Origin of the sequence: Microcoleus sp. S13_B4, from assembly GCF_036700885.1 — a bacterium.
Lineage (GTDB): Bacteria > Cyanobacteriota > Cyanobacteriia > Cyanobacteriales > Microcoleaceae > Microcoleus.
This window is the reverse complement of sequence record NZ_JAUBPU010000026.1, coordinates 1-21,319: the sequence shown is the minus strand read 5'-3', so window position 1 is coordinate 21,319 and position 21,319 is coordinate 1. Positions and strand designations below refer to the sequence as shown.

Genomic DNA, 21,319 nt, shown 5'->3' with positions numbered 1-21,319 from the left:
TGTAGTCAGAGTCGATCGCCCAGTTGTATGCTAGATAGCACTTGACAGTTAAATTAAAAGGTTATTATGTATAGCACAACAAGTTCAGTTCGATCGACATGACTATCTACATTGGAAATCTGTCTTACCGCGCCACCGAAGAAGACCTGAAAGCAGTATTTGCAGAATACGGCACAGTCAAGCGAGTTGTCTTGCCTACCGACAGGGAAACCGGTCGGATGCGCGGTTTTGCATTTGTTGACATGATGGAGGATGTCCAAGAAGACGCTGCAATTGCCGAATTAGACGGTGCAGAGTGGATGGGACGCCCCTTGCGAGTGAACAAAGCTAAACCGAAAGAAGAGGGAAATCGAGGCGCAGGTATCAAGAGAAACGACGGATATTAGTCTGCGATGCGGCGGTTGACATCCTCTCGAAACCCACCTGATGCACCAGTATGCCACTAGCGCCGAATTGCAAGCAGCAGTTGATTTTGGGGATGAAATGTCAAATCCGCTGCACAAAAACATCGATTCTTTGTAGGCTGCACTTGATTTATAACTTTTTGAGAAAGACAGAATTTATGCACGCTAGTCTAGAAACCCGATTTCTTCCCGGATACCTCCCTGCTAAAACCAAGATTTATCAGGAGAAACCGGGTTGATTAGCGTTAATCTTAGAAAGAGTAAACTCGCCCTTTTTCATCAATATAAACTGAGCGGTCTTGCGTAGTGCGGGGATCTGATCTGGTGATGCGAATCGTCACAATGTTTGTCTGCGAGTCAACGTTATAGTCGTATTTCAAAGTTGCGGTTCCTCCTGTGGCATTAATCGGAATATTGGCAATGTCGCCGGTGCGATTGCTGATCCGAACAATGATGTTTTTGCTGGTTCCGACGGGCAAGGATGACAAGCTGGCACCTGATTGACCGTATTCTAGGTTTAATCCCGTTTCATTTAACAGTCTGAGGGTAATGTTGCGAGTATTGTCCACCTGCGCTTGAGGTTGCCAGAAGCCGGGTTTTTTGCCACCGTCAGTTGCAGGTTGAGATAATGCTGGATGAGGATGCAGAAAGGCTAGGGTGGCAAGTATTGCTGCGGTTGCAATAATTTTTGATTTCACGGTTTGTACCTCCGGGTCAAGAATTGGTTATATTTCTATCCTAGCTTTAAAATCGGATGTTAGTGGAAGGAAGAAGGAAGAAGGAAGAAGGAAGAAGGAAGAAGGAAGAAGGAAGAAGGAAGAAGGAAGAAGGAAGAAGGAAGAAGCAATAAAAACAAGGGTTTCACCAATTACAAAGATCCTCACTGTCTGCACGGGTGATATATAGCAATCCGATCTGAGTCTCACAACACAACGCCCTCTTGTATTCCTAGACTTCTTGTATAGCAATACTTTCAGATTTTACATATCTAGAAAATCACTTAGGATTGCTATATCTAATTAGAAACCGGGTTTCTGTAGTTGTTAATAGTCCTGGACGCACGGGTTGTCTAGAAACCGGGTTTCTGAGCGGGTGGCTGCTTGCCAAAGCTATGATTTAGAGTAGAAACGGGATTTCTGAGGTCAAGTGCCTCCGGGAGTAGTTAATTGTTAATGATCGATCGAGCGGCTTCTAGCAGCAGGCGCTGTTCGGCGCGGACGATCGCCCTACAAGTTTGTTCTACAGCATCGACATTGACCGAAATAGACGAAATCCCCCACCGCACGAAGGATTCAACTGTGTCGGGATACAATGCTGGAGCGTCGCCGCAGATAGAGCAAGGAATGCCGGCGGCCCGGGCCTGACGGATTAATTGTTCGATCGCCCTCATCACTGCTCGATCGCGCCCGTTGAAAGCACTTGCTACCTGGTCGGAGTGGCGGTGAATGCCTAACAGCAATTGGGTTAAATCGTTGGTGCCGATGGAAATTCCTTGAACTCCTGCTTTTACGTAATCTGGCAATAAAAATAACACCGAAGGAACTTCCGCCATAATCCACAGTTGAAAGTCGGCTGAGCGGTTTTTCCAAACTGTTTCTAAGCGCTGGCGGCAGTAGATAAACTCGTCAACTGAGCGCACGAAAGGCAAAATTAAATTAACATTTGTATAGCCTGACTCGCAGACTTTTTGAAGTACGCATAGTTCCCAATCAAATAACTCGGGTTCAAAGGTATTACTGAAACTGCCGTGGGCGCCTGACTCGCGCAAATCGAGAGAACGATAAAATATCGGCCGCGGCGAAACTGCAGCAGCAAATAAACTCAGGCAATCCGCCATGCGATCGACAAATTCCGATTGGCGGCCGTTTTGCAACCAAATTTTGGGGTTTTGACAGTCCAAAGCTTCCAATGCCATTAATTCCGATCGCAGCAATCCGATGCCGTCTATTGGCAGATTTTTGAGGCGGTCGATCGAACTTGTTTGGCTGACATTCACTAGCACTTGAGTCGCCGTTGGTGGGCCCCAAACATATTCGGCAGACTCTGATTGTCGAGATTTAGGCCCGGAATTGGACGATCGATCAGAGGTAGAAGATTGGTGCTTGGCTATTGACATTTTGGCTGCTGTACTGTATATGTCGGCATTTTTTGCTGTGTCCCGAAGTCTGCCGCTGTCTCCTGTCTCGATCGCATCCTGTTGGGCGAGGGCAAAAACTTCTCCGCTATCGCCGTCTACCAACACGGAATCGCCCGAGGCGATCGCCCGAGTGGCCCCTGCCACTCCCACAACGGCGGGAATCCCCAATTCTCTAGCTAAAATGGCGCCGTGGCAGGTCATGCCTCCTTGTTCCGCCACCACCCCAGCAGCAACCTTCAGCCAAGGCAGCCAATTCGGCTCGATTGTCCGGGCTACCAAAATGCCTCCGGCTAAGAATTCCGCGTTTTCTGGGTGGGAATTAGTCATAACTTGGGCAATTGCTTCTGCTTTTCCTGATGCTGCTCCCACACCTCTAAGTATCGCAGGAGTTCGGGCTGGGGCGATCGAGTTTGGCTGCGGGAGGGCGATCGAATTTTCCTCTAGTGGCGCAACTTTTTCCCCTTTGACAAGACGAACTTGAGTGAAATAAAACTGCGGTTCGCCGCTGTTTGCTGTCTGGTTTAGCGTCCACTCCAAAATTAAATCCGAGTCAAATTCGGCGCTCACTTTTTTACTCAATTCTATGATTTCTTGCAGTTGCGATTCCTCTAAAACGTATTCTGTTTGTGCTTCCTCTCCCAGCGCTAAAACTTGCACGCAACAATCAGCAAAATCAGGAATTATAAATGCACAATCGGGAATTGGGAAAGCAGAAAACTTGCCGATATGCAGTTTTTTTTTCGGTTCTCCATCGCCGACTTTGAGATTGTAGGCTAATGTTTTGTAACCGATCCGCTGGAATTTAACGGCGCTTGTTTCTGGCTGCACTTGATAGTAATCGGGGATGGTTTCTCCCCTAGCGAGGGACAATCCCAAACCGCTGGTGGCTTGGATTTCCCACTGTGTACCCGCCTTTGTTTTTACCTCGCCCGCAGCGATCGCTTCTTGAAGTGGCTGCACCAAAACTGCGGGATTGATTTGCTGTACCCGCAGGCCGCACCGCTGCCAGTAAAATAGACTTCGGGCTCTGAACATTTCTGCCCAAGCTCGTTTGAGTCCTGCCCCAATGGCTTCGGGTTCTGCCCGTACTGCCTGAGATTCCAGAATGCCGACTGTTTTCGGGTTCCAGGAAGTCAGGGAAGGGCGAAAAATTAAGGCTGTGGAGTTTAAGTTTGAGTTTGAGTTGAGTTGAGAAACCGCAGACTCTAGGGTGGAGAGCAGTGAATCTGGCAGTTGGCCGGCGAGGATTTGGTGGCGGATGCTGCGGGCGATCGATTGCAGTTGTCTGGGTTCATCGACATTCAAGTGCAGGGAAGAGTGTGGCCAGTCAGCAAACAGCGGTTCTAGCCAGTCGATCGACTCTAAAAACTGCCAGAATGTGGTAGCCGGCACGACAAAACCCGGTACAACAGGATGATTTTTCTGGAGCAAACAGCTCAAGTAAAATGCTTTTTCTCCCACTGCATCTCGGTCTGAAGGTTGAATTTTGTCTAACCAGTAGAGGTTTTTCACGCTACGAGCCTGTCCGTGGAAACAAATTGAATTTGATAGTTTTTCCCATTAATCACTTACCACAATTTTAGGATGAAAAAGCGACAATGGACGGGATTAGTCAAATCTTTTCTCAATCTATTTCTTAAGTCTAACTGTCCTCTTTGTCAGCGACCGGCCGCCGGAGAGTTTTGTCCGTACTGTCACAAGCAACTTCAGCGATGTCACTTAAGCGATCCTGGTCGATTTTGGCATTCAGAGCAGCGTGTTTTTGTGTGGGGTGAGTATGGCGGGGCTCTCAAACGGGCGATCGCAGCTTTGAAATATGACGGCAATCCGCAATTAGCCAAACCTCTAGGCGGCTGGCTGGCAGAATCTTGGCTGAGTTTTCCAGAATTAGCTATAGACAATCTAACAGTTGTACCGATTCCCATGCACAAAGAAAAGGTCAAGGAGCGCGGTTTTAACCAAGCAGAACTTTTGGCTGAAAGTTTTTGCGAGCTGACTGGTTTGCCTTTGCAGCGGCACGGTTTGGAGCGGGTGAAAAATACTCAGGCTTTATTCGCTCTGACGCCACAGCAGCGGCAAGCGGAAATGAAAAATGCTTTAAGTTTGGGGAAAGATTTTCGCCGTCGGCTCCCGCGCGATCGAGTGCTGTTAGTTGATGATATTTACACTAGCGGTACTACGGTTAAGTCGGCAATTCAAATATTGAAACTGTCGGGAATTTCGGTTTATGGAACTGTGGCACTTGCAACTCCGAATAAGAGCGATCGCTAGGCTATTTGGTCTTTAAGTTTAAAAAGGTTTGTAGTGAGGACATGATATTAATCAGGATTGGCTAATAAGATTTTTTTGGGAAAACGAACCGCGAAGACGCGAAGTCCGCGAAGGAAGAGAAAGAAGAGAGAGAGTTTAGGCCGAAAGTGGGAATTGGTTGCGGATGTTCCATCGGCTGCCGTCGTGAAGCAGCAAGGTTAATGCCGAAGCGGTAAACTCAAAGTGGAGCGATCGCCCGGAGAATTCCAACCAAGCCGTTTGAAAATTCTCCTTAGTTAAATCGCGAAAGGCTACTGTCATGTGCGGTACAAATGGGCGAGTCTGAGAAACTCGCTCGACTATTCCCAAAGTTGCCTCGATATAACTCATCAAATCTTTGTGAATCTCCAGCAATTCGGGTGATTTGACAACATCAGCGTAAATGACGCGGGGCGCGAAAGCCGCAAAACCGGATAGAGTAACGGGAATGGGCAGCCGATTTGCAGAAAACTGGTTCAAACTTTCCTCTAATTTTGGAACCTCCTCTGCTAACAAGTGAAAAGGAGGTTGCAGCGTGATGTGCGGCGGCGAATTCAAAGCACCGCGGCTGTTGTAGGCTGTCGCAAAATACTGTTGAATCTCAGTAATATGCTGTTCAATATCGGGAGGTGTCACTAGGGCAATAAAAAATCGCTGTTTTGACTGGTTCATGGGATAACATCGCAGTTAAGAAAGGATGGTGCAAAATGGAATATAGAGCATTTGCCCTAGATCCCATTGCTGATCACCTATGCCCAATCTAAAATATAAAATCTAAAATCCCAAATAAAAATGCCTTGGTTTGTCAAAATTGAGCAAGGAATTGTCGAAAAGCCTGTCTTTGACCAATACGTGCCAGCTCACAGAGCTTATGTCCGAGAGTTGATTTCTAAAGGACACCGAGCGAAAACTGGCTACTGGGCGCGGCGGGGCGGCGGTATGTTGCTGTTTGAGGCTGGTTCGATGGATGAGGCGAAGGCGATCGTCGCTGAAGACCCGCTGGTGAAGAACGGTTGCGTTATTTATGAAATTTATCACTGGTGTGTGGTTGAAGAATAAATAACTGTGTTATACTCATATATGAACTGGACCCACGCGATTCCAACGCCCAAATCTTGTCAGGACCGGAAGGTAGCAGCAACACGGGATGCTTGTAATAGGCGTGGTCTCCGGTTCACCCAGTTTTATGAGGTGTAGCTCCTATGCCTGGTTTCGGAGATATTTTACAAAAAGCAGTTTACCTTGGTGTCGGGCTAGCTTCCTACGCTGGTGAAAAAGCTGGCAGCAAGTTAACTGAATTACGCACTGAAGCCCAAAAGCTGGCAGACGAATTAGTCAAGCGTGGCGAGATGTCAACGGAAGAAGCTCGCCGCTTTGTTGATGATATGGTACAACAGGCTCAGCAGCAGCCTCCCGTAGAATCGGCCAGGGAGCAAAAACCGGCTGAACCTCGGCGGATTGAAATTATTTCTGAGGAAGAAGATGTTTCGGCAAAAGATGTTAAAGAGACAGGCGGCGTAGACAAGCTCCGCGAACAGGTGCAGAATTTACAAGAGGAATTGCGGCGGCTGAAGCGAGATTAAACTCAAAAAAGCTCGCTCAGGAAAGCATGAAGGGAACTCAGGATAATACTCTTGAGTTCCCTTTTTGAATATCTCCCCTGTCTGATGTGGACGGATATCAGGCAATAGGTAATAGAATTGAAAGTAGGTGCGATCGCTTCGCATGAGGCTGGCTGCACCTGTATGTAAAATATTTTGTAATAGCAAGCTGTCAAATTCATGGAAGATTGGTCTAAAGATTTTTTCGGAGTAATGGAAAATGCTGTTTCTGAAGTAGAGCATTTTTTCAGCGAAATGAGCGAAGAGTTTGTCGAAATGCTGGACGTTTTGGCAAAAATGTCGGAAGAGTTTACAGAACAAGTACAAAATAATCTGATTAACGACATTGACGGTTATTTCAATGAATTTGACGGTTTATTTAATGAATTTATCGAACCGATAATTGAAATTTGCCGCGACTTCGACCCGGAGTTTGATGAGATAGATTTGTCGATGGTGACTTATGTAGACCCTTCGCCGACGCAGCAGCCGGCTTGTCGCGGTTGTCGCAACTATCACGGTCAAGTTTACGGGGGAAATTTGTTGGTTTGTGCGATGCACCCTACCGGTGTGGAATCGGAGAGTTGTGCTGATTGGGAAACTGACAGCGATATAAATTTTTAAGACGGCAGTTGAGTTGTTGAGGGGTTAATGGCTTATGGTAACGTCAATTCAGTCTCCGTCAAAGATTTCTCTGGAAGAGTTTCTGCTATTGCCAGAGACTAAGCCTGCTAGCGAGTATGTTGACGGTCAACTTTATCAAAAAGCTATGCCGCAAGGAAAACACAGCACGTTACAATTCGAGTTTCCATCTGTTATTAATCGAGTTGGCAAACCGCAGAAGTTAGCTTATGCGTTTCCAGAATTGCGCTGCACTTTTGGGGGACGTTCTCTTGTGCCCGATATAGCAGTGTTTGAGTGGTCGCGCATTCCTTTCAATGCTAATGGAGAAATAGAAAATAGGTTTGAAATTGTGCCGGATTGGACAATAGAGATTTTATCGCCGGATCAAAATCCAACTCGGGTCATTAATAATATTTTGTTTTGCTTAAATCACAATGCTAAACTGGGTTGGTTGATTGACCCGGCAGAAAAATTAGTTCTTGTTTTTAAACCGCAGCAGCAACCAGAGGCGAAAGAGAATGAGGATATTTTACCTGTGCTCGATGTGCTGTCGGATTTGCAACTGTCGGCGGATGATTTGTTTGGGTTGTTAAGGTTGGATCGCCCGTGAGTTACAGTTGAGTATAGGGAATATTGCATCTAACGGCATTTAAAGGTGAATCGCTCAACGGCTAATAATTCGCAATTTGGATTTCCGAAAATGCCGCCATCGCTGCAATTGCGACAGTATCAGCGAGTGGCGGTTGCTAATTGGTTTGCGAATCAGGGACGCGGTACGCTGAAGATGGCGACGGGTAGCGGCAAGACGATTACTGCGCTGGCGATCGCCACTGAATTATACAATAAAATTAACCTGCAAGTCCTGCTCGTAATTTGCCCTTACTGCCACCTGGTGAATCAGTGGGCGCGCGAATCCGAGAAATTTGGTTTAAAACCTATTTTGGCTTTTGATAGCGCCCGCAGTTGGCAGAATAAGCTGGCTGGGGGTTTGTATGAAGTGCGATCTGGCGATCGGCTATTCCTCACAATCATCACTACTAACGCTACCTTAATGGGAGATAGTTTGCGATCGCAACTGCGCTATTTCCCAGAAAAAACCCTGATTATTGGAGACGAAGTTCACAACTTAGGCGCGCCCCGTTTAGGAGAAAGTTTGCCGCGCAATATTGGACTGCGACTCGCCCTTTCCGCCACCCCAGAAAGGCATTTCGACGAACAAGGAACTGAAGCTATTTTAGATTATTTCGGCCCAGTTTTGCAGCCGGAACTCACTTTAGCCGACGCCATCCGCCAAAAAGCATTAGTACATTATTTATACTATCCAATTTTAGTAGAATTGACAGAAGCCGAAACCCGCAAGTATTCCCGCTTAACTCAAAAGATTGGCTGGGCGCTTTGGGGCGATGAAAAAGTAGAAGAAAACGATGCTTTAACAACTTTATTAATGCAGCGAGCTCGGTTAATTGGGGCAGCGGCTAATAAATTAACAGCTTTGCGAGAATTAATGATTCACCGTCTCGACACAAGCCATACTTTATTTTACTGCGGCGACGGTGCGATCGAAGGAGGTGCGCGCCGAAATAACAACCGCCAACTAACAGAAACCGCGAAGTTATTGGGCTCAGAATTAGGCTACCGAGTTAACACTTATACTGCGGCAACTCCTTTAGGAGAAAGAGAACGATTGCGCCACCAATTTGAGATTGGAGAATTGCAAGGTTTGGTAGCGATTCGGTGTTTGGATGAAGGCGTGGATATTCCTGCAATTCGCAATGCTGTAATTTTAGCAAGCAGCAGCAATCCGCGCCAGTTTATTCAGCGCCGGGGACGGATTTTGCGGCCACATCCGGGGAAGGAAAGGGCAACTTTATTTGACATGATAGTTTTGCCTCCAGATTTGGGCAGAGAAACCTTAGAAGTTGAGCGCAATTTGCTGCGAAAAGAGTTGAGGCGGTTCTTGGAATTTGCCGATTTAGCCGACAATGCTGGGGAAGCTAGAGTGAAATTGTTGCAACTTCAGAGACGGTACGGTCTATTAGACATTTGACATTTATTAAGCTTCGGTTTATGTTTGACAATAGAGAATTATTTGATCGCAGTTTGAGTTGCTAGTTTTAATAATTGAAAAAAAATGACTGAAAATCTGCATGAAAATCTGATTATGGCATTTAGATATGAAGATAGTGCGATCGCAGCCTTACCGACAAGCATTTTAGCAGAAAAGCGTTCTTCTTATCAAACTCATCAGGAATTCAGCGACGTACAGCAACCTATTACTAGCGCGCCGCCCGAAGTGCGACAAATTATCGAGCGGGTATTGGAACTTGAAAAAGATAAGTTGTACATGAGAGCTCCCCGCCACATTAACGATGACATTTTAAAAATCATTAAGGAAGCAATTGTATGAAGTTAATCTCAATTACTCTCTGCAATTTTCGTCAATTTTACGGCAAAAGTCCTGAAATTAAACTAGCTTGGGGTCGGCAAAATATTACAGTAATTCACGGTAATAACGGCGCTGGAAAAACGGCATTAATGAATGCTTTTACGTGGGTACTTTACGGACAATTTAGCGCGGCTTTTGCGGCGGAAGAACAATTAGTAAACAAGCGCGCTCTGGCTGAGGCGGAAATGGGAAAAGCCGTAGGTTGTTGGGCAGAAATTGTGTTTGAACACGACAGCACGCGCTACCAAGCAAGACGAATTCGTCGTGCTTATAAAAGTGAAAACACTGTAGAACATGGCAAGGATGAATTGTTTCTGACTGTGGCAAAAGATAACGGTCTGTGGCTGAAGCCGGAGCAGCATCCCGATGATATTATCGGGCGGATTTTGCCGGAAAGTTTACATAAATATTTCTTTTTTGATGGGGAGCGAATCGAGCAAATTGTCCGCTATGACAAGAAGGCCGAAATTGCGGAAGCTACTAAGGAGTTGCTGGGGGTGGAAGTGTTGAATCGATCGCTCCGGCATTTAGGAGAAGCCAAAAAATCTCTAGAGACAGATTTAAATATAATTGGGAATGCTGAAACGAAGAAACTTTTAAAAGACAAGCAAAAAATTGAGCAAGAAGCTGAGCAACTTTCGAGCAGACAAGTAGAAATCGAGCGGGAATTGGTGAACCAAGGGGAGTTAAAAAAAGCAGTTAATGGTAACTTGTTGGAACTTAGCGGTGCTGCGGATTTACAAAAGTTGCGAGATGAATTGGAAATCCAGAAAAGTTTATTTAAGCAACAAATTTTACAGGCTACAGATGCTTTAAAACGAGCAATCTCTGTGCGCGGTTACGCGGTATTTCTGTCGGATGCGGCGGCTGAATTTGAAGTGATTGTCGGGGGTTTGCGGGAAAAAGGCGAGTTGCTTTCGGGGATTCAGCGGCCGTTTTTGGAAGAGTTATTAGCGCAGCAGCGGTGTATCTGCGGTGCGGAATTAGTGGAGGGTTCTGAATCTCACCAACAGGTTAGCGGTTGGATGGATAAGGCGGGTGTTGGCGATGTGGAAGAAACAACTATTCGGATTAGCGATCGGGTAAATGAAATTGATAAACAAGTGGCTGATTTTTGGGAGGAAATTGACCGACAGCAAGGCAATATCAGCCGCGACAGAACCGAACTTTCTCGCGTGGAAACGCAGTTAGACGATATTCACAACAAGCTGCGAAATTTTCCTGACGGCGATGTCAGCCGCTTGCAAAAGCGCTTGGATGAAATTGAGGCCAAAATTGGCGATTTGCACCGGGAAACAGGCTCTAACCAGCAGCAGATTGAGAGTTTGAATGTGCAGGTGTCGGCTTTGGACAAGCAAATCGATAAGCAGCAACTGAATGAGCAAAGGCAAGTATTAGCCCAGCGCCGGATTGCTGCGACTCAGGATGCGATCGATCGCCTAACTGAAGTGCGATCGCGCTTAGAAAAACAGTTTTGTTCTCAGCTAGAAAAGCGAGTGCAAGATATTTTTAGTCAAATTTCTTTTACTCCTTATATCCCCAAGTTGAGCGATAAATACGAACTGACGCTAGTAGAAAATACGTCGGGTAAAGAATCTTTGGTGGCAGCTTCTACAGGAGAAAATCAAATTCTCAGTTTATCGTTTATCGGCGGAATTATTGACGGTGTGCGGGAGTGGAGTCAAAAGAATACTTTGATGGGCCCGGATAGCAGTACGTTTCCAATTGTGATGGATTCTCCCTTTGGTAGTTTGGACGAGATTTATCGCAAGCAAATTGCAAATAAGCTGCCGAAGTTGGCGAATCAATTGGTAGTTTTGGTAACAAAAACTCAGTGGCGCGGAGAAGTTGCTCAAGAAATGGAAAGTTGCACCGGTAGGGAATACGTGCTGGTGTACAATTCTCCGAAAGCTGATTGTGAAGAAGATGCGATCGAACTCGGCGGGACGCGCTATCCTTTAGTTAGGCGCAGTCCCAATGAATTTGAATATACGGAAATTGTAGAGGTGGATTATGGCTTCTAATTCGGCAATTACGCAGGTTTTGGAAACGGATATTTGGGTGAAGGCGACGTGGGAAGAGTTTCTAGCCTTCGTTGACGATTCAGCTTGGGAAAAGGGCAAGTTTTATTATTATCAAAAACACATGAGGGTAGAAATGTCACCAGTAGGGCCATTGCACGGGCGTCAAAATTCAATTATGGCCTGTGTAGTTATTCTGTTTGCAACATTGAGAAATATCCGAGTAGTTCAGTTTACTAACACCAGTTTTCGCAAAGCAGGTATCGGCGAGTTTCAACCTGATTTAGCTTACTACATCGGTTCAGATTTAAGAGTGCCTCCTGATGATAGCAATTCTGCTGTTGATTTAAATCAATACGACCCGCCTAATTTGATAGTGGAAATTGGGGCGTCTTCTTTTAATGATGATTTAGGCGGCAAGCGGTTGCTTTACGAAGACGCAGGAATTAGTGAATATTGGGTTGAACGTGCAAACACGCGGGAGGTTTTTGCGTTTGCGATTAATGGCGGAGGTAGCGGGAGAATTCAAGAGTCGCGGGTTTTACCGGCGCTGGAAATCCGGTTAGTTGAGGAAGCTTTGAATCGGAGTCAAACGCAAGATGATGGGGAAATTAATCGCTGGTTGATTCAAACTTTTAGTCAAGGTTGAAAGGAGTTTGACGTGGAAAAAGAGTATCATAAGTTGGTGCGCGATCGCATTCCTGAAATTATTCGCCAAAGTGGGAATGAATGCGAGGTTGTAATTTTGTCTGATTCAGAATACCGTCAAGCTTTGCGGCAGAAATTGATTGAAGAAGCGGGGGAAGCGGCAGAGGCCCACGAGGAAGATTTGGTGGCGGAATTGGCGGATTTGTATGAGGTAATAGATGCGGTGATGGCGAGTTTTGGCATTTCGGGCGATCGACTTTTGGCCGAAAAAATGAAGCGGCGGGAAGCCAGAGGAGGTTTTGCCCAAAAAATTATGTTATTGCGGACATACTGAAAATTATCTGCGTTAATCTGTGTTTATCTGCCTCAAATCTGCGGTTACTCTATCAAATGACTCACTTAAAAATTACATATTAATCCCCATGGCTGCTAACAAAATTAGAATTGCTAAAGATAAAGCCGATTTAGTCAAATCCTTAACTTTATCGGATAACAACTCCGGGCCTTTTCAGACTTACGCCGATGTCATCGCTTTCGCCGCATCCTTGGGAAAGCAGCGGAAAAAACGATCGCCTTTGGGGGAAATTTCTAAACGAGAACCCGGTGCGATAGATGTTGATATTTTTGTATCCAGGGGTTACGATATGGCGATTAAATTAATTGCGATCGCCGAAACCAAAAATCCTCAAATTCTCTCTCATCTCGACGAAAAATTGGAAGCAGAACGCTTGCAAATTTTTGAAGAATATGCTAATGGTGGACTGGAAATTTTACGCGAAGAGTTGCGGGGGGCGGCGGATTATACCGATCGCCTTTTGTTGGTTTTGATTTCTGAAAGAGACAACCAACATCGGTCAAATGAAGAATTCGATTTAAGCAAGTTTTTATTTTAATAGGTTCCCAATGAAGCACATCCCAAAAGATATAATCAAGAGATGCTTAAAGCAAGCTGCAAAATTTCTTGCTTACAGTTACTCAGCATTTATTATCTGCTATTTCCTTCTCAAACTAATCTTTTGGGATCGGCTGTGGATTATTGCCTTAATTAGCACTTTTAGCCCCTTAATTTTATTCCCAATTTTCTTGCTTCCGATCATCGGAGTGTCAATTATCAAAAAAAGATGGTTCACTATTATTTCTGCGATCGCCTGCATTATCCTAATAAGTTGGCTGCACATGAAATACTTTAGCCCCAAAGCAATAAACATCACAAATTCGCAGCACAGCATCAAAGTTTTATCTCATAACCTCAGTTGGTATAAAACTCAGTCACCTACTTTACTCAAACTGATTAACCAGCAAAAACCAGATATTATCTTTTTACAAGAAATCGTTAGGAAACATACCGAAAGAGCTTTCACCTGGTTAAAAGCAGACTACCCCTATCAAATTGGCACTCCCCCTGTAGGAATTCTCAGTAAATATCCGATTGTATCCAGCGAAATACTGCACTTAGCCGGCCATCCAGAAACGCAGCAGCGGGCAATTATTAAATTTAACGAACAAGAAGTAGTGATTTATAATATGCAAGCTACCGGGCCGTGGTTGAAGATATCTAAAAAATTAGGTTTTATCAAAATTCCAGTTTACAAATATGACAAACGATCGCCTGAAATTCAAGACTTAGTGCAGCGAGTTGAGCGAGAAACCCTGCCAGTAATTGTCGCGGGCGATTTTAACATGACAGACGAAACTCAAGACTATGACATGGTGCAGAAAGTCATGCAAGATTCTTTCCGAAAATCGGGATTTGGGTTTGGTTTTACCTGGCCTCAGGGTTGGGAACTTAAATTCTTGGTAAAAAGGTCGAATTGGAGATTAAATTATCCGGTTTTCCGGATTGATTATATTTGGTATTCAAAGCATTGGGGTGCTAAATCGAGTTCGGTTTTGGAGGCAACTGAGTCCGATCATTTGCCTGTAGGAGCCGAACTTATTTTGTTAAAGGAAGCTAGATTGTGAGAAGTTTTTTAGTCAATACCAGTCTGCGATTGCGAGGTCCGAAACTCTAGAAAATTCGTTGACATTGTGGGTGACGAGAGTCGCTTGGAGGGCTAAGGCTGTCCCTGCAATCAAAACATCGATCGGGCCGATGGGAGTACCTTGTTGCTCCAACTGGGCGCGAATTGTAGCAGCCGCAAGAGCAGCATCGCGATCGAAAGGAATAACGTTAACTCTGCTCAAAAATTCCTGAAGTTGTTGGGTGCGTTTTGCCGGCGAATTGGATTTAGCAATGCCGACTTGCAACTCAAAAAGGACGATCGTAGAAACGACTATTTCCTGGGGAGAAACATTAGCAATGTTCTGAGCAACTTGTCCTTGACCTTTGAAATAGTAGATCAAAGTGTTGGTATCCAAAACGTACATTTACAGACTCTCCCGCAGGATGTCTTGTCCGGATTCAGCACGAATATCTTCTAGGGATGGAAAATCTTTTGCCCAAGTTCCAGCAAGGGAAAAAACAAGTTCAGTCCAAGGAATCGCAGAGTCTACGGTTTCTGTTGGTTGGTTTGCGCTTAGGTGCTTGGCACAAACGAATTCAGCGAAAGTGAGAATTTCGCTGGCTTGGTCTTTGGGAAGGGTTTTGACGATTGCGTAAATCTGTTCAGCGATGGTCATAATCTGGTTCTAGGTAAGGTGCAGATTCAATTATACAAAACCCATTTGCTTCATGCTTTATCAGTCTTCCTCACTGTGGACTTTGCCAAATAAAAACTTAGCTAAGCACTGGCGGCAATCCTACCTCTTGCGGCTGCACAAACCTGCCATTAAAACTAACAGCTTTATCCTCAAAAGTCCTCGCTTCCGCTACCGCTTGCCGCAAATGAGCTCGCTCCATATCGTCCTGAATTCCTCCCACCAAATATACAATTAACTTCGTCGCTAAATCCTTTCCAGAAACTAGCATACGCTTTTTGTTTGGATCGTACAAAATCCCGTACCACGCAGACTCAGGATTGTCCATGTGGCTAAATCCTTCATCCACATCGTACCTGCGGAGTTTGTCGAAAATAGATTTCAGGGAAAGTTTCTTCCTAAATACTAGAATTCCCAAAGCATTAGCTAAAGCAACTTGACCGACTGGACGGAACAAAATATTTCCCTCGCCCCCTGGCTTTTCAAAACTAAATCGGCGCAATTCGGCCGTTTCTTCGCCGCTTTCAATTCTTTGATAGCTGGGTAAAGTTGCTAAATGATCGAACAATTTCTTAAACTCTTCTATTCCCTCTTTTAGTTCCTCATCTTCCGGGCGCATGGGAATTAAACCTTTTCGTTCCGGCTTCCAATGAGGGAATTTGTATTCTAAATACCGTTCGGACATATCTTGCAGCGCTTGCAATGTGGTTAAGACAGTTGATTTTGCTGCAACTGTGGCGCTGTCCCAGTTGACGCGGGGGTTTCTGTCATCTTGCTCTTTTAATAAGGGATGGGTGACGGCAATTTTTCGGGCTGCGATCGCAAATCCGTTGTCCTCGTTCAATAATGCTAGCTGACCCTGACTCAGCGTTACCGCCATTAGGTTAACGTGCACAAAGATCGATCGCACGCGCCGTTGTGCTTGCTGTCGCGTTTCCCCTGCTACCGCCGCCGGGATAAACTCAATCCCGATTTTTTCGTGAGCTAATTTATACACTGTTTCGGGGTCGATTTGATACTCTTCTGCTAAATCTTCCAGAGTAATTGCAGCGCCGACTGGTTTTTTATTTTTGTTGTATCTTTGCAGGATTCCGGTTTTAATTAAACTCATTAAACCTTGAACTCCCATCAGCCGATGCTGGCCGTCTAAGGCAAAAATTGAGACTTTTTGAGAGACATTCAAAAGCCCTAAGTTCTCGTTTTTATCAAAGGATGTAAATTCAGTCGCCGATTTGGTTGCTACGCCATTTTTATCCCATTCCTCGGCTAGAGGATTATCTACCCACGGGGGACTGACGACTACTAAAACTGCGGGGAATTTGTGCGATTTTCGGGCTGCTAAGTATTGAGTGAGGGCGGCTTGGCGCGACCAATCTAAGGGACGCTGGATAATTTCGTCAATGGTTTCGTCGTCGCGGACGATGTTGTTCGTTTGGAGGTCGAATTTTTGGCGGAAAAGCGGCATTTGCGAGGCGAAACGGACGCGAGAGTCTAACCATTCTAGGGTGACTGAACCGATGTATGCTTCGCTGTTTCCCATCTGGGTTTTTTGTACGAAAATGCGATCGTCCTTTCCTAAATAATTATCTAATAAAAGTGCGATTTCCTGTCTGTCGCTATTTTCTTTTTCTAAAATTTTGCTAGCGAGGTCATCCGCTGGGCTGGTAGTCATCGGCGGTTTTTATATAATTAGGGTATTTTTTCAAAAAATATCATATATTAAAGTTTGTGTCAACACTTGTTTTTAAAAAAACATTGTGAAATACTTAATTTATGCCCTAAGCGCCCACCCTTTTACCATAAAACTTGCAAAAAATCAATAGCTATTAATGCTTAATTCCCATGCCCCATGCCCCATGCCCCATTCTAAAATATGTCTACTCCTTCCTTTGAATACATTTTGCCGGTCATCCGGGGAATTCAAGCGGGCCGCGAATATTACGTGTCGATGTGTCCGGTGCGTTTTTTGCCGAAATTGTTTCCCTTTGAATCTGAAGATTTGCCACCGTCTATGCGGGCGAAACGCGCGCTTAACAAAGCTAGGATTCCCGAAATAGCTGATTATTTTGTCAAGAATCCTACAAATTATACTTGTGGGGCTATTGCTGCTTCGATTGATGCGGATATTACTTTTGAAGCAGTTGGAAATGAGGCAGAAGAACGGAAAATCGGTCGCTTGCGAGTGCCGATGGATGCTAAGTTTACTATTAATGATGGACAGCATCGCCGGGCGGCTTTTGAGATGGCTTTGAGGGAAAATCCGCAGTTGGGATATGAGACGGTGGCGCTGATTTTGTTTCTCGATATTGGGTTGGAAAAATCGCAGCAGATGTTTGCTGATTTGAATAATTTTCAAGTTCCTTTGGAGGCGTCGCTAAGTCTACTTTACAACCACCGGGACGATCGCGCTTTTGTGGTAAAGTCGGTTGTTAAGCAGGTTGAGGTTTTCCGGTGTTTGACTGAGATGGAGAGGGGGAGTTTGAACGGGCGATCGCACAAATTGTTTACGCTGAGTGCGATCGATCGTGCGATCGTGGCTTTGCTGTCTAATATTCACCGCAGCGAACAGGCAAAACCCTCTGGTTCTGGCGCCAAAAAAGAACATAAAGAGGAAGAACTTGCTCAAAAAATACAACTGGCGGTTAGTTATTGGAATGCGGTTTGCAGTTTTATTCCAGATTGGCAATTAGTTCTGCACAAGCAAGTGGCGGCGGGGGAAATGCGCCGGGATTGCGTGCACTGTCACAGTGTTGTGCTTGAGAGTTTGGGGGAAGTTGGGGCGGCTTTGCGATCGGTTTTTCCTGAGAGTTGGGAGGAACGTTTGAACCTTTTGCAGCAGGTTGATTGGTCGATTTCTAATCCTGATTGGGAGGGTGGGATTTTGTTGAAAGGGGGGATTTCTAAGTCGAGGGCGAGTGTTAGTTGGATGACTGATTATTTGAAAAAGCGGTTGGGTTTGGAAACCGCAGATGCACGCAGACAGTGATATAATTATCTCCTGTTTAGGCTATAAAATTACTTTTTAGTCTGCTGACACTGCTTAAATTGTCTAGTTTCTGCGTTATGGTTGTGCCTTGCGGTGCTTAACTTTTTGTTGAAAAGAGTGTAAAATTTTAGATTAGATTCTATTTAATCATAGCGGGAGGAGGAAATGACTAAAGGAGAAGAGTCCGTAAATAAAAATTTAGCATACTATCGACAACGTTTTGCTGCTCTTAATGTAAGTAATACACGCCAACGTGGTAAAGCTAATCATAAGCCAATATTACTATTGTCAATCATCGATCTAATTGCTCAAGGAATAATTAGGGATAATCGAATTTATGTTTCCGACGACTTGATTAAAACTTTTAACAAATATTGGGATATCTTAGGTTCTGAATCTCACAATCGTGGTTTGTACTATCCATTTTGGCATTTGGAAGGCGATGGTTTCTGGCATAAAACATTAAAGTCGGGATTTAATGGTTCAAAGCCTAAGACCACTAATAAGCTAAGAGAAGCTGTAGAATACGGTAGTTGGGATAATGAATTATTCAATTTACTTCAAGATCAAAATTCGAGATCTGAATTAATAGATACACTGATTGCGACATGGTTTTCATTAAATAGGGAGGATATTGGAGATATTTTGCAAGTTAATCAAGACTTTGAAAAAGTTACTCATACAGAAACGGAACTATCAGACTCAGCAGGAATTCCTGACGGAGAACCGAAATTTTATTTAACAAAATCTGCTGTTAGAAATGCTTTTTTTAGGAAAGCAGTAGTACATACATATGATTACAAGTGTGCATTTTGTCGATTGAAAGTCATCAGGAATCTCACTCAAACTATTGTAGATGGCTCACATATTAAGCCGTTTTCAAAGTTTTATGATAATCAAATTAATAATGGAATATCATTGTGTAAAAATCATCATTGGGCTTTTGACCAGGGTTGGTTTGCTATAGATGATAATTACAGAATTATCGTCGCTAATGACTTAGAAGAGGAATCCCCCAATGCCAGATGTATGAAAGATTTTCATAGTGAAACTATTCTCCTGCCCACTTCCGACCAAGATTTACCAAGACTTGAATCGCTAGAATGGCATCGGCGGAATGTATTTAGAGCTTAATAAAGTAACTGAGGTTGAAGACATGACAGAAACAATGCTACCACTTTTTCCACCCCGTACCGTTAGGGACTTAGTGGAAGAAATAAAAAAATTAAGTCAAGAAATTAGAGATTTATATTGTTTAGATGATCTACCTTGGGTTTTAGGATATTCCGGTGGGAAAGACAGCACTGCGGTAGTGCAGCTTATCTGGTATGCAATAGCAGAATTACCACCTGAAAAAAGGACGAAAAAAATTTATGTAATTACCACAGATACACTGGTAGAGAACCCGATAGTTTCTACTTGGGTACGTCACTCATTAAAACAGATGAAGTCTGCGGCTATAAAGCAGCAGCTCCCAATAGAGCCTCATATGCTTTATCCAGATGTCAAAGATACTTTCTGGGTCAACTTGATGGGAAAAGGCTACCCAGCACCGAGACATGGATTTCGCTGGTGTACTGAACGCCTGAAAATCCTTCCTTCTAATCGGTTTGTTCGTGATATGGTGAGAATCAATGGAGAAGTAATTCTTATATTGGGTACTCGCAAAGCTGAAAGCATTAAACGCGCTGTTTCAATGGAGAAACATGAAATAGGTCGCATGAGTGACCGTCTAAATGATAAATCTAGTTCCATTAAATCTCTGCTTTATCAGAGTCCTAGTCTGCCTAATTCCCTAATTTATAGTCCGATAGAAGATTGGCGAACTGATGAAGTCTGGATTTATCTGAATCAGTGGCCTAATCCTTGGGAAAATAGCAATAAAGATTTATTTACCATGTATCGAGGCGCAACAGCAGACAATGAATGTCCTTTAGTTGTCGATACGTCTACACCTAGCTGCGGCAGTTCTCGCTTTGGCTGCTGGGTTTGCACAATGGTAAGCCAAGACAAATCTATGGAGGCCATGATTCAAAACGATGAGGAAAAAGAATGGATGCAACCTCTCCTCGATATTCGCAACGAATTAGACATAAAAGACGATCGCCCAAAAAGAGACTTCCGACGCATCTACGGTAGAGTAGAACTGTTTGAACGCAACATGGGCGACGACACAACCTCCGTCGAACCCATCCCAGGGCCCTACACCAAATTCTGGCGAGAACACTGGCTCAGACGAGTCTTGGAAGCACAAACCCAAATCCGCAAAACCGCACCCCTAGAAATGCGCGACATCACCTTAATTACCCCAGAAGAACTTAGCGAAATCCGCCGAATTTGGCTGGAAGAAAAGCATGAATTTGACGACTCTTTGCCCCGGATTTACGAAGAAGTTACGGGCGAACCTTTTGAAGATTCCCGTCCCGCCGCTGAAAGAAAACTCCTCGGTAGCGATGAATGGACTGCGATCGAAGAGATTTGCAGCGAGGACAAAATGCACCTCGAATTGATGGCAAAACTCCTGGATACAGAACGCCAATACTACACGAAGCCCCGCCGTACAGGCATTTACGGCGATTTGGACAAATGCTTTGAAACCAGTTCGCGATCGAAGGAAGAAGCGATTGGCAACGCCCACTATCAACGCAATTTAAAAAAAGCGGTGGAAGATATTAAAGCAAATCCGACGGAAAATATTCAGCAATTCAAAGATGCGATCGCCCAAACCAACAGTTCCGCCAAAAACGATACTGTTGATATTGCCAAACTTAAAGAAGAACTCGAAAGCAATAGCAATCAAAGCAGACAGTTGTCTTGGGCAGATATCAAATTTTCACCGCCCAATTCAGGAGAGGAAAAACCTAGCGATTAGCACGCGCTAGCCTGCGGTTAAACCCAAATTTGTTGACAGCCACCCCGCCGAGCGATCGGATACAATAGGCTGTCAACTAACCTCATTATTACCCAACCCTCATCGTTTAAATTACAAAATTTTTACGACCATGATTAATCCTAATATTCCCCATCAGGATATTACATACAGCATCATCGGCTGTGCCATGAGAGTACACCGGAGGACGCAAAAAGGTTTAAGAGAAAAACATTACCAAAGAGCCTTTGATGCAGAAATGATAGAAGCCAGTTTAACAACAGAAATGGAGTATCCCAGACAAATTTACGACGGTGAAGTTTGGATGGGAATCCTCTATCTAGACCGGGTGCATCTCACTTTGGCGAATATGTCGCAAAAGGGTTAAAATGGAAAAGCTAGTAAAATTGCCAAAAAATATGAGGTAAAGAAAATGACACCCTCAGACCAAGAACAGCTAAAAGCCTACTTAAAAGCGGCAGCATCCATTCTTTACAGAAATACAGATCCGACCGAGTTAGAAAGTTTTGACAGCATAGAAAAATCTCTCCGTCAGAAAATGCTAGAACAAGTGGGACCAGAACTAGGTAGCTTTTTTTTTCAGCAGTATCAGGGATTAAAACAGGAAAATCCAGAAAAATAAAATCAATAGTCGGT

Annotated in this window: 23 protein-coding genes, 1 other RNA gene and 1 pseudogene; 19 read left to right on the top strand and 6 right to left on the bottom strand. The window is 44.4% G+C overall.

The window, feature by feature from the left end:
- Nucleotides 1-98: 98 nt before the first annotated feature.
- Nucleotides 99-386: an RNA-binding protein gene (locus tag QT994_RS15480; protein WP_333175923.1), complete on the top strand. Its 288-nt coding sequence runs from the start codon at nucleotides 99-101 to the stop codon at nucleotides 384-386.
- A 269-nt stretch (nucleotides 387-655) separates the two neighbouring features.
- Here QT994_RS15480 and QT994_RS15475 read toward each other — a convergent pair whose 3' ends face one another.
- A complete protein-coding gene (locus QT994_RS15475) occupies nucleotides 656-1,102 on the bottom strand; it encodes a hypothetical protein (protein WP_333045172.1) in 447 nt (148 codons plus the stop codon).
- 464 nt (nucleotides 1,103-1,566) lie between these two features.
- Nucleotides 1,567-4,053: a putative PEP-binding protein gene (locus tag QT994_RS15470; protein ID WP_333175921.1), complete on the bottom strand. Its 2,487-nt coding sequence runs from the start codon at nucleotides 4,051-4,053 to the stop codon at nucleotides 1,567-1,569.
- Between the two features lie 72 nt (nucleotides 4,054-4,125).
- Here QT994_RS15470 and QT994_RS15465 point away from each other — a divergent pair, with 72 nt between their 5' ends.
- Nucleotides 4,126-4,812, top strand: a complete 687-nt coding sequence (locus tag QT994_RS15465) for a ComF family protein (protein WP_333175919.1) — start codon at nucleotides 4,126-4,128, stop codon at nucleotides 4,810-4,812.
- A 135-nt stretch (nucleotides 4,813-4,947) separates the two neighbouring features.
- On the opposite strand, the gene QT994_RS15460 is transcribed toward QT994_RS15465, so the two are convergent.
- Nucleotides 4,948-5,502, bottom strand: a complete 555-nt coding sequence (locus QT994_RS15460; RefSeq protein ID WP_333175917.1) for a 2'-5' RNA ligase family protein — start codon at nucleotides 5,500-5,502, stop codon at nucleotides 4,948-4,950.
- Between the two features lie 120 nt (nucleotides 5,503-5,622).
- Here QT994_RS15460 and QT994_RS15455 point away from each other — a divergent pair, with 120 nt between their 5' ends.
- The 12 genes from QT994_RS15455 to QT994_RS15400 all read left to right on the top strand — a co-directional run bounded on the left by QT994_RS15455 (nucleotide 5,623) and on the right by QT994_RS15400 (nucleotide 14,132).
- A complete protein-coding gene (locus QT994_RS15455) occupies nucleotides 5,623-5,889 on the top strand; it encodes a YciI family protein (protein WP_015179070.1) in 267 nt (88 codons plus the stop codon).
- Between the two features lie 23 nt (nucleotides 5,890-5,912).
- Nucleotides 5,913-6,009, top strand: an RNA gene (gene ffs / locus QT994_RS15450) — signal recognition particle sRNA small type.
- Between the two features lie 23 nt (nucleotides 6,010-6,032).
- The gene (locus tag QT994_RS15445; RefSeq protein WP_333045180.1) at nucleotides 6,033-6,413 is read left to right on the top strand and encodes a phasin-related domain-containing protein; all 381 of its coding nucleotides are present in this window, start codon (nucleotides 6,033-6,035) and stop codon (nucleotides 6,411-6,413) included.
- Nucleotides 6,414-6,611: 198 nt separating this feature from the next.
- Nucleotides 6,612-7,055 (top strand): hypothetical protein, encoded by a 444-nt coding sequence (locus QT994_RS15440; protein WP_333175915.1) that lies wholly within the window; start codon nucleotides 6,612-6,614, stop codon nucleotides 7,053-7,055.
- A 34-nt stretch (nucleotides 7,056-7,089) separates the two neighbouring features.
- Nucleotides 7,090-7,665 (top strand): Uma2 family endonuclease, encoded by a 576-nt coding sequence (locus tag QT994_RS15435; RefSeq protein WP_333045184.1) that lies wholly within the window; start codon nucleotides 7,090-7,092, stop codon nucleotides 7,663-7,665.
- 90 nt (nucleotides 7,666-7,755) lie between these two features.
- Nucleotides 7,756-9,102: a DNA phosphorothioation system restriction enzyme gene (locus tag QT994_RS15430; RefSeq protein ID WP_333175980.1), complete on the top strand. Its 1,347-nt coding sequence runs from the start codon at nucleotides 7,756-7,758 to the stop codon at nucleotides 9,100-9,102.
- 84 nt (nucleotides 9,103-9,186) lie between these two features.
- Nucleotides 9,187-9,462 (top strand): hypothetical protein, encoded by a 276-nt coding sequence (locus tag QT994_RS15425; RefSeq protein WP_333045185.1) that lies wholly within the window; start codon nucleotides 9,187-9,189, stop codon nucleotides 9,460-9,462.
- A complete protein-coding gene (locus tag QT994_RS15420) occupies nucleotides 9,459-11,525 on the top strand; it encodes an AAA family ATPase (RefSeq protein ID WP_333175913.1) in 2,067 nt (688 codons plus the stop codon). Before QT994_RS15425 ends, QT994_RS15420 begins: the two co-directional genes overlap by 4 nt.
- Complete coding sequence (locus tag QT994_RS15415; protein ID WP_333175911.1) at nucleotides 11,515-12,171, top strand: Uma2 family endonuclease; 657 nt, start codon at nucleotides 11,515-11,517, stop codon at nucleotides 12,169-12,171. Before QT994_RS15420 ends, QT994_RS15415 begins: the two co-directional genes overlap by 11 nt.
- Nucleotides 12,172-12,183: 12 nt before the next feature.
- Nucleotides 12,184-12,504: a nucleoside triphosphate pyrophosphohydrolase gene (locus QT994_RS15410; protein WP_333175910.1), complete on the top strand. Its 321-nt coding sequence runs from the start codon at nucleotides 12,184-12,186 to the stop codon at nucleotides 12,502-12,504.
- Between the two features lie 88 nt (nucleotides 12,505-12,592).
- Nucleotides 12,593-13,063 carry a DNA phosphorothioation-associated protein 4 gene (locus tag QT994_RS15405; RefSeq protein ID WP_333045190.1) on the top strand — a complete coding sequence of 157 codons (471 nt, stop codon included), beginning with the start codon at nucleotides 12,593-12,595 and terminating at the stop codon, nucleotides 13,061-13,063.
- 208 nt (nucleotides 13,064-13,271) lie between these two features.
- Nucleotides 13,272-14,132 (top strand): endonuclease/exonuclease/phosphatase family protein, encoded by an 861-nt coding sequence (locus tag QT994_RS15400; RefSeq protein ID WP_333045191.1) that lies wholly within the window; start codon nucleotides 13,272-13,274, stop codon nucleotides 14,130-14,132.
- Between the two features lie 12 nt (nucleotides 14,133-14,144).
- Here the strand turns inward: QT994_RS15400 and QT994_RS15395 are convergent, their stop codons facing one another.
- From QT994_RS15395 to QT994_RS15385, 3 genes are all read right to left on the bottom strand, one after another.
- The gene (locus QT994_RS15395; protein WP_333175908.1) at nucleotides 14,145-14,537 is read right to left on the bottom strand and encodes a type II toxin-antitoxin system VapC family toxin; all 393 of its coding nucleotides are present in this window, start codon (nucleotides 14,535-14,537) and stop codon (nucleotides 14,145-14,147) included.
- Nucleotides 14,538-14,789, bottom strand: a complete 252-nt coding sequence (locus QT994_RS15390; RefSeq protein WP_333175906.1) for a DUF2281 domain-containing protein — start codon at nucleotides 14,787-14,789, stop codon at nucleotides 14,538-14,540.
- 97 nt (nucleotides 14,790-14,886) lie between these two features.
- The gene (locus QT994_RS15385) at nucleotides 14,887-16,479 is read right to left on the bottom strand and encodes a DGQHR domain-containing protein (RefSeq protein ID WP_333175904.1); all 1,593 of its coding nucleotides are present in this window, start codon (nucleotides 16,477-16,479) and stop codon (nucleotides 14,887-14,889) included.
- Between the two features lie 201 nt (nucleotides 16,480-16,680).
- Between QT994_RS15385 and dndB the strand changes: the two genes are divergently transcribed.
- From dndB to QT994_RS15360, 5 genes and pseudogenes are all read left to right on the top strand, one after another.
- Entirely contained in the window at nucleotides 16,681-17,793 is a 1,113-nt protein-coding gene (gene dndB, locus QT994_RS15380; RefSeq protein WP_333175902.1) for a DNA sulfur modification protein DndB, read from the top strand.
- Nucleotides 17,794-17,958: 165 nt separating this feature from the next.
- Nucleotides 17,959-18,927 (top strand): HNH endonuclease, encoded by a 969-nt coding sequence (locus QT994_RS15375; protein WP_333175900.1) that lies wholly within the window; start codon nucleotides 17,959-17,961, stop codon nucleotides 18,925-18,927.
- 22 nt (nucleotides 18,928-18,949) lie between these two features.
- Nucleotides 18,950-20,665, top strand: a complete 1,716-nt coding sequence (gene dndC, locus QT994_RS15370) for a DNA phosphorothioation system sulfurtransferase DndC (protein ID WP_333175898.1) — start codon at nucleotides 18,950-18,952, stop codon at nucleotides 20,663-20,665.
- Nucleotides 20,666-20,795: 130 nt separating this feature from the next.
- A complete protein-coding gene (locus QT994_RS15365) occupies nucleotides 20,796-21,050 on the top strand; it encodes a GxxExxY protein (protein ID WP_333175896.1) in 255 nt (84 codons plus the stop codon).
- 45 nt (nucleotides 21,051-21,095) lie between these two features.
- Nucleotides 21,096-21,319: pseudogene (locus QT994_RS15360) on the top strand (ISKra4 family transposase); the annotation flags it as partial.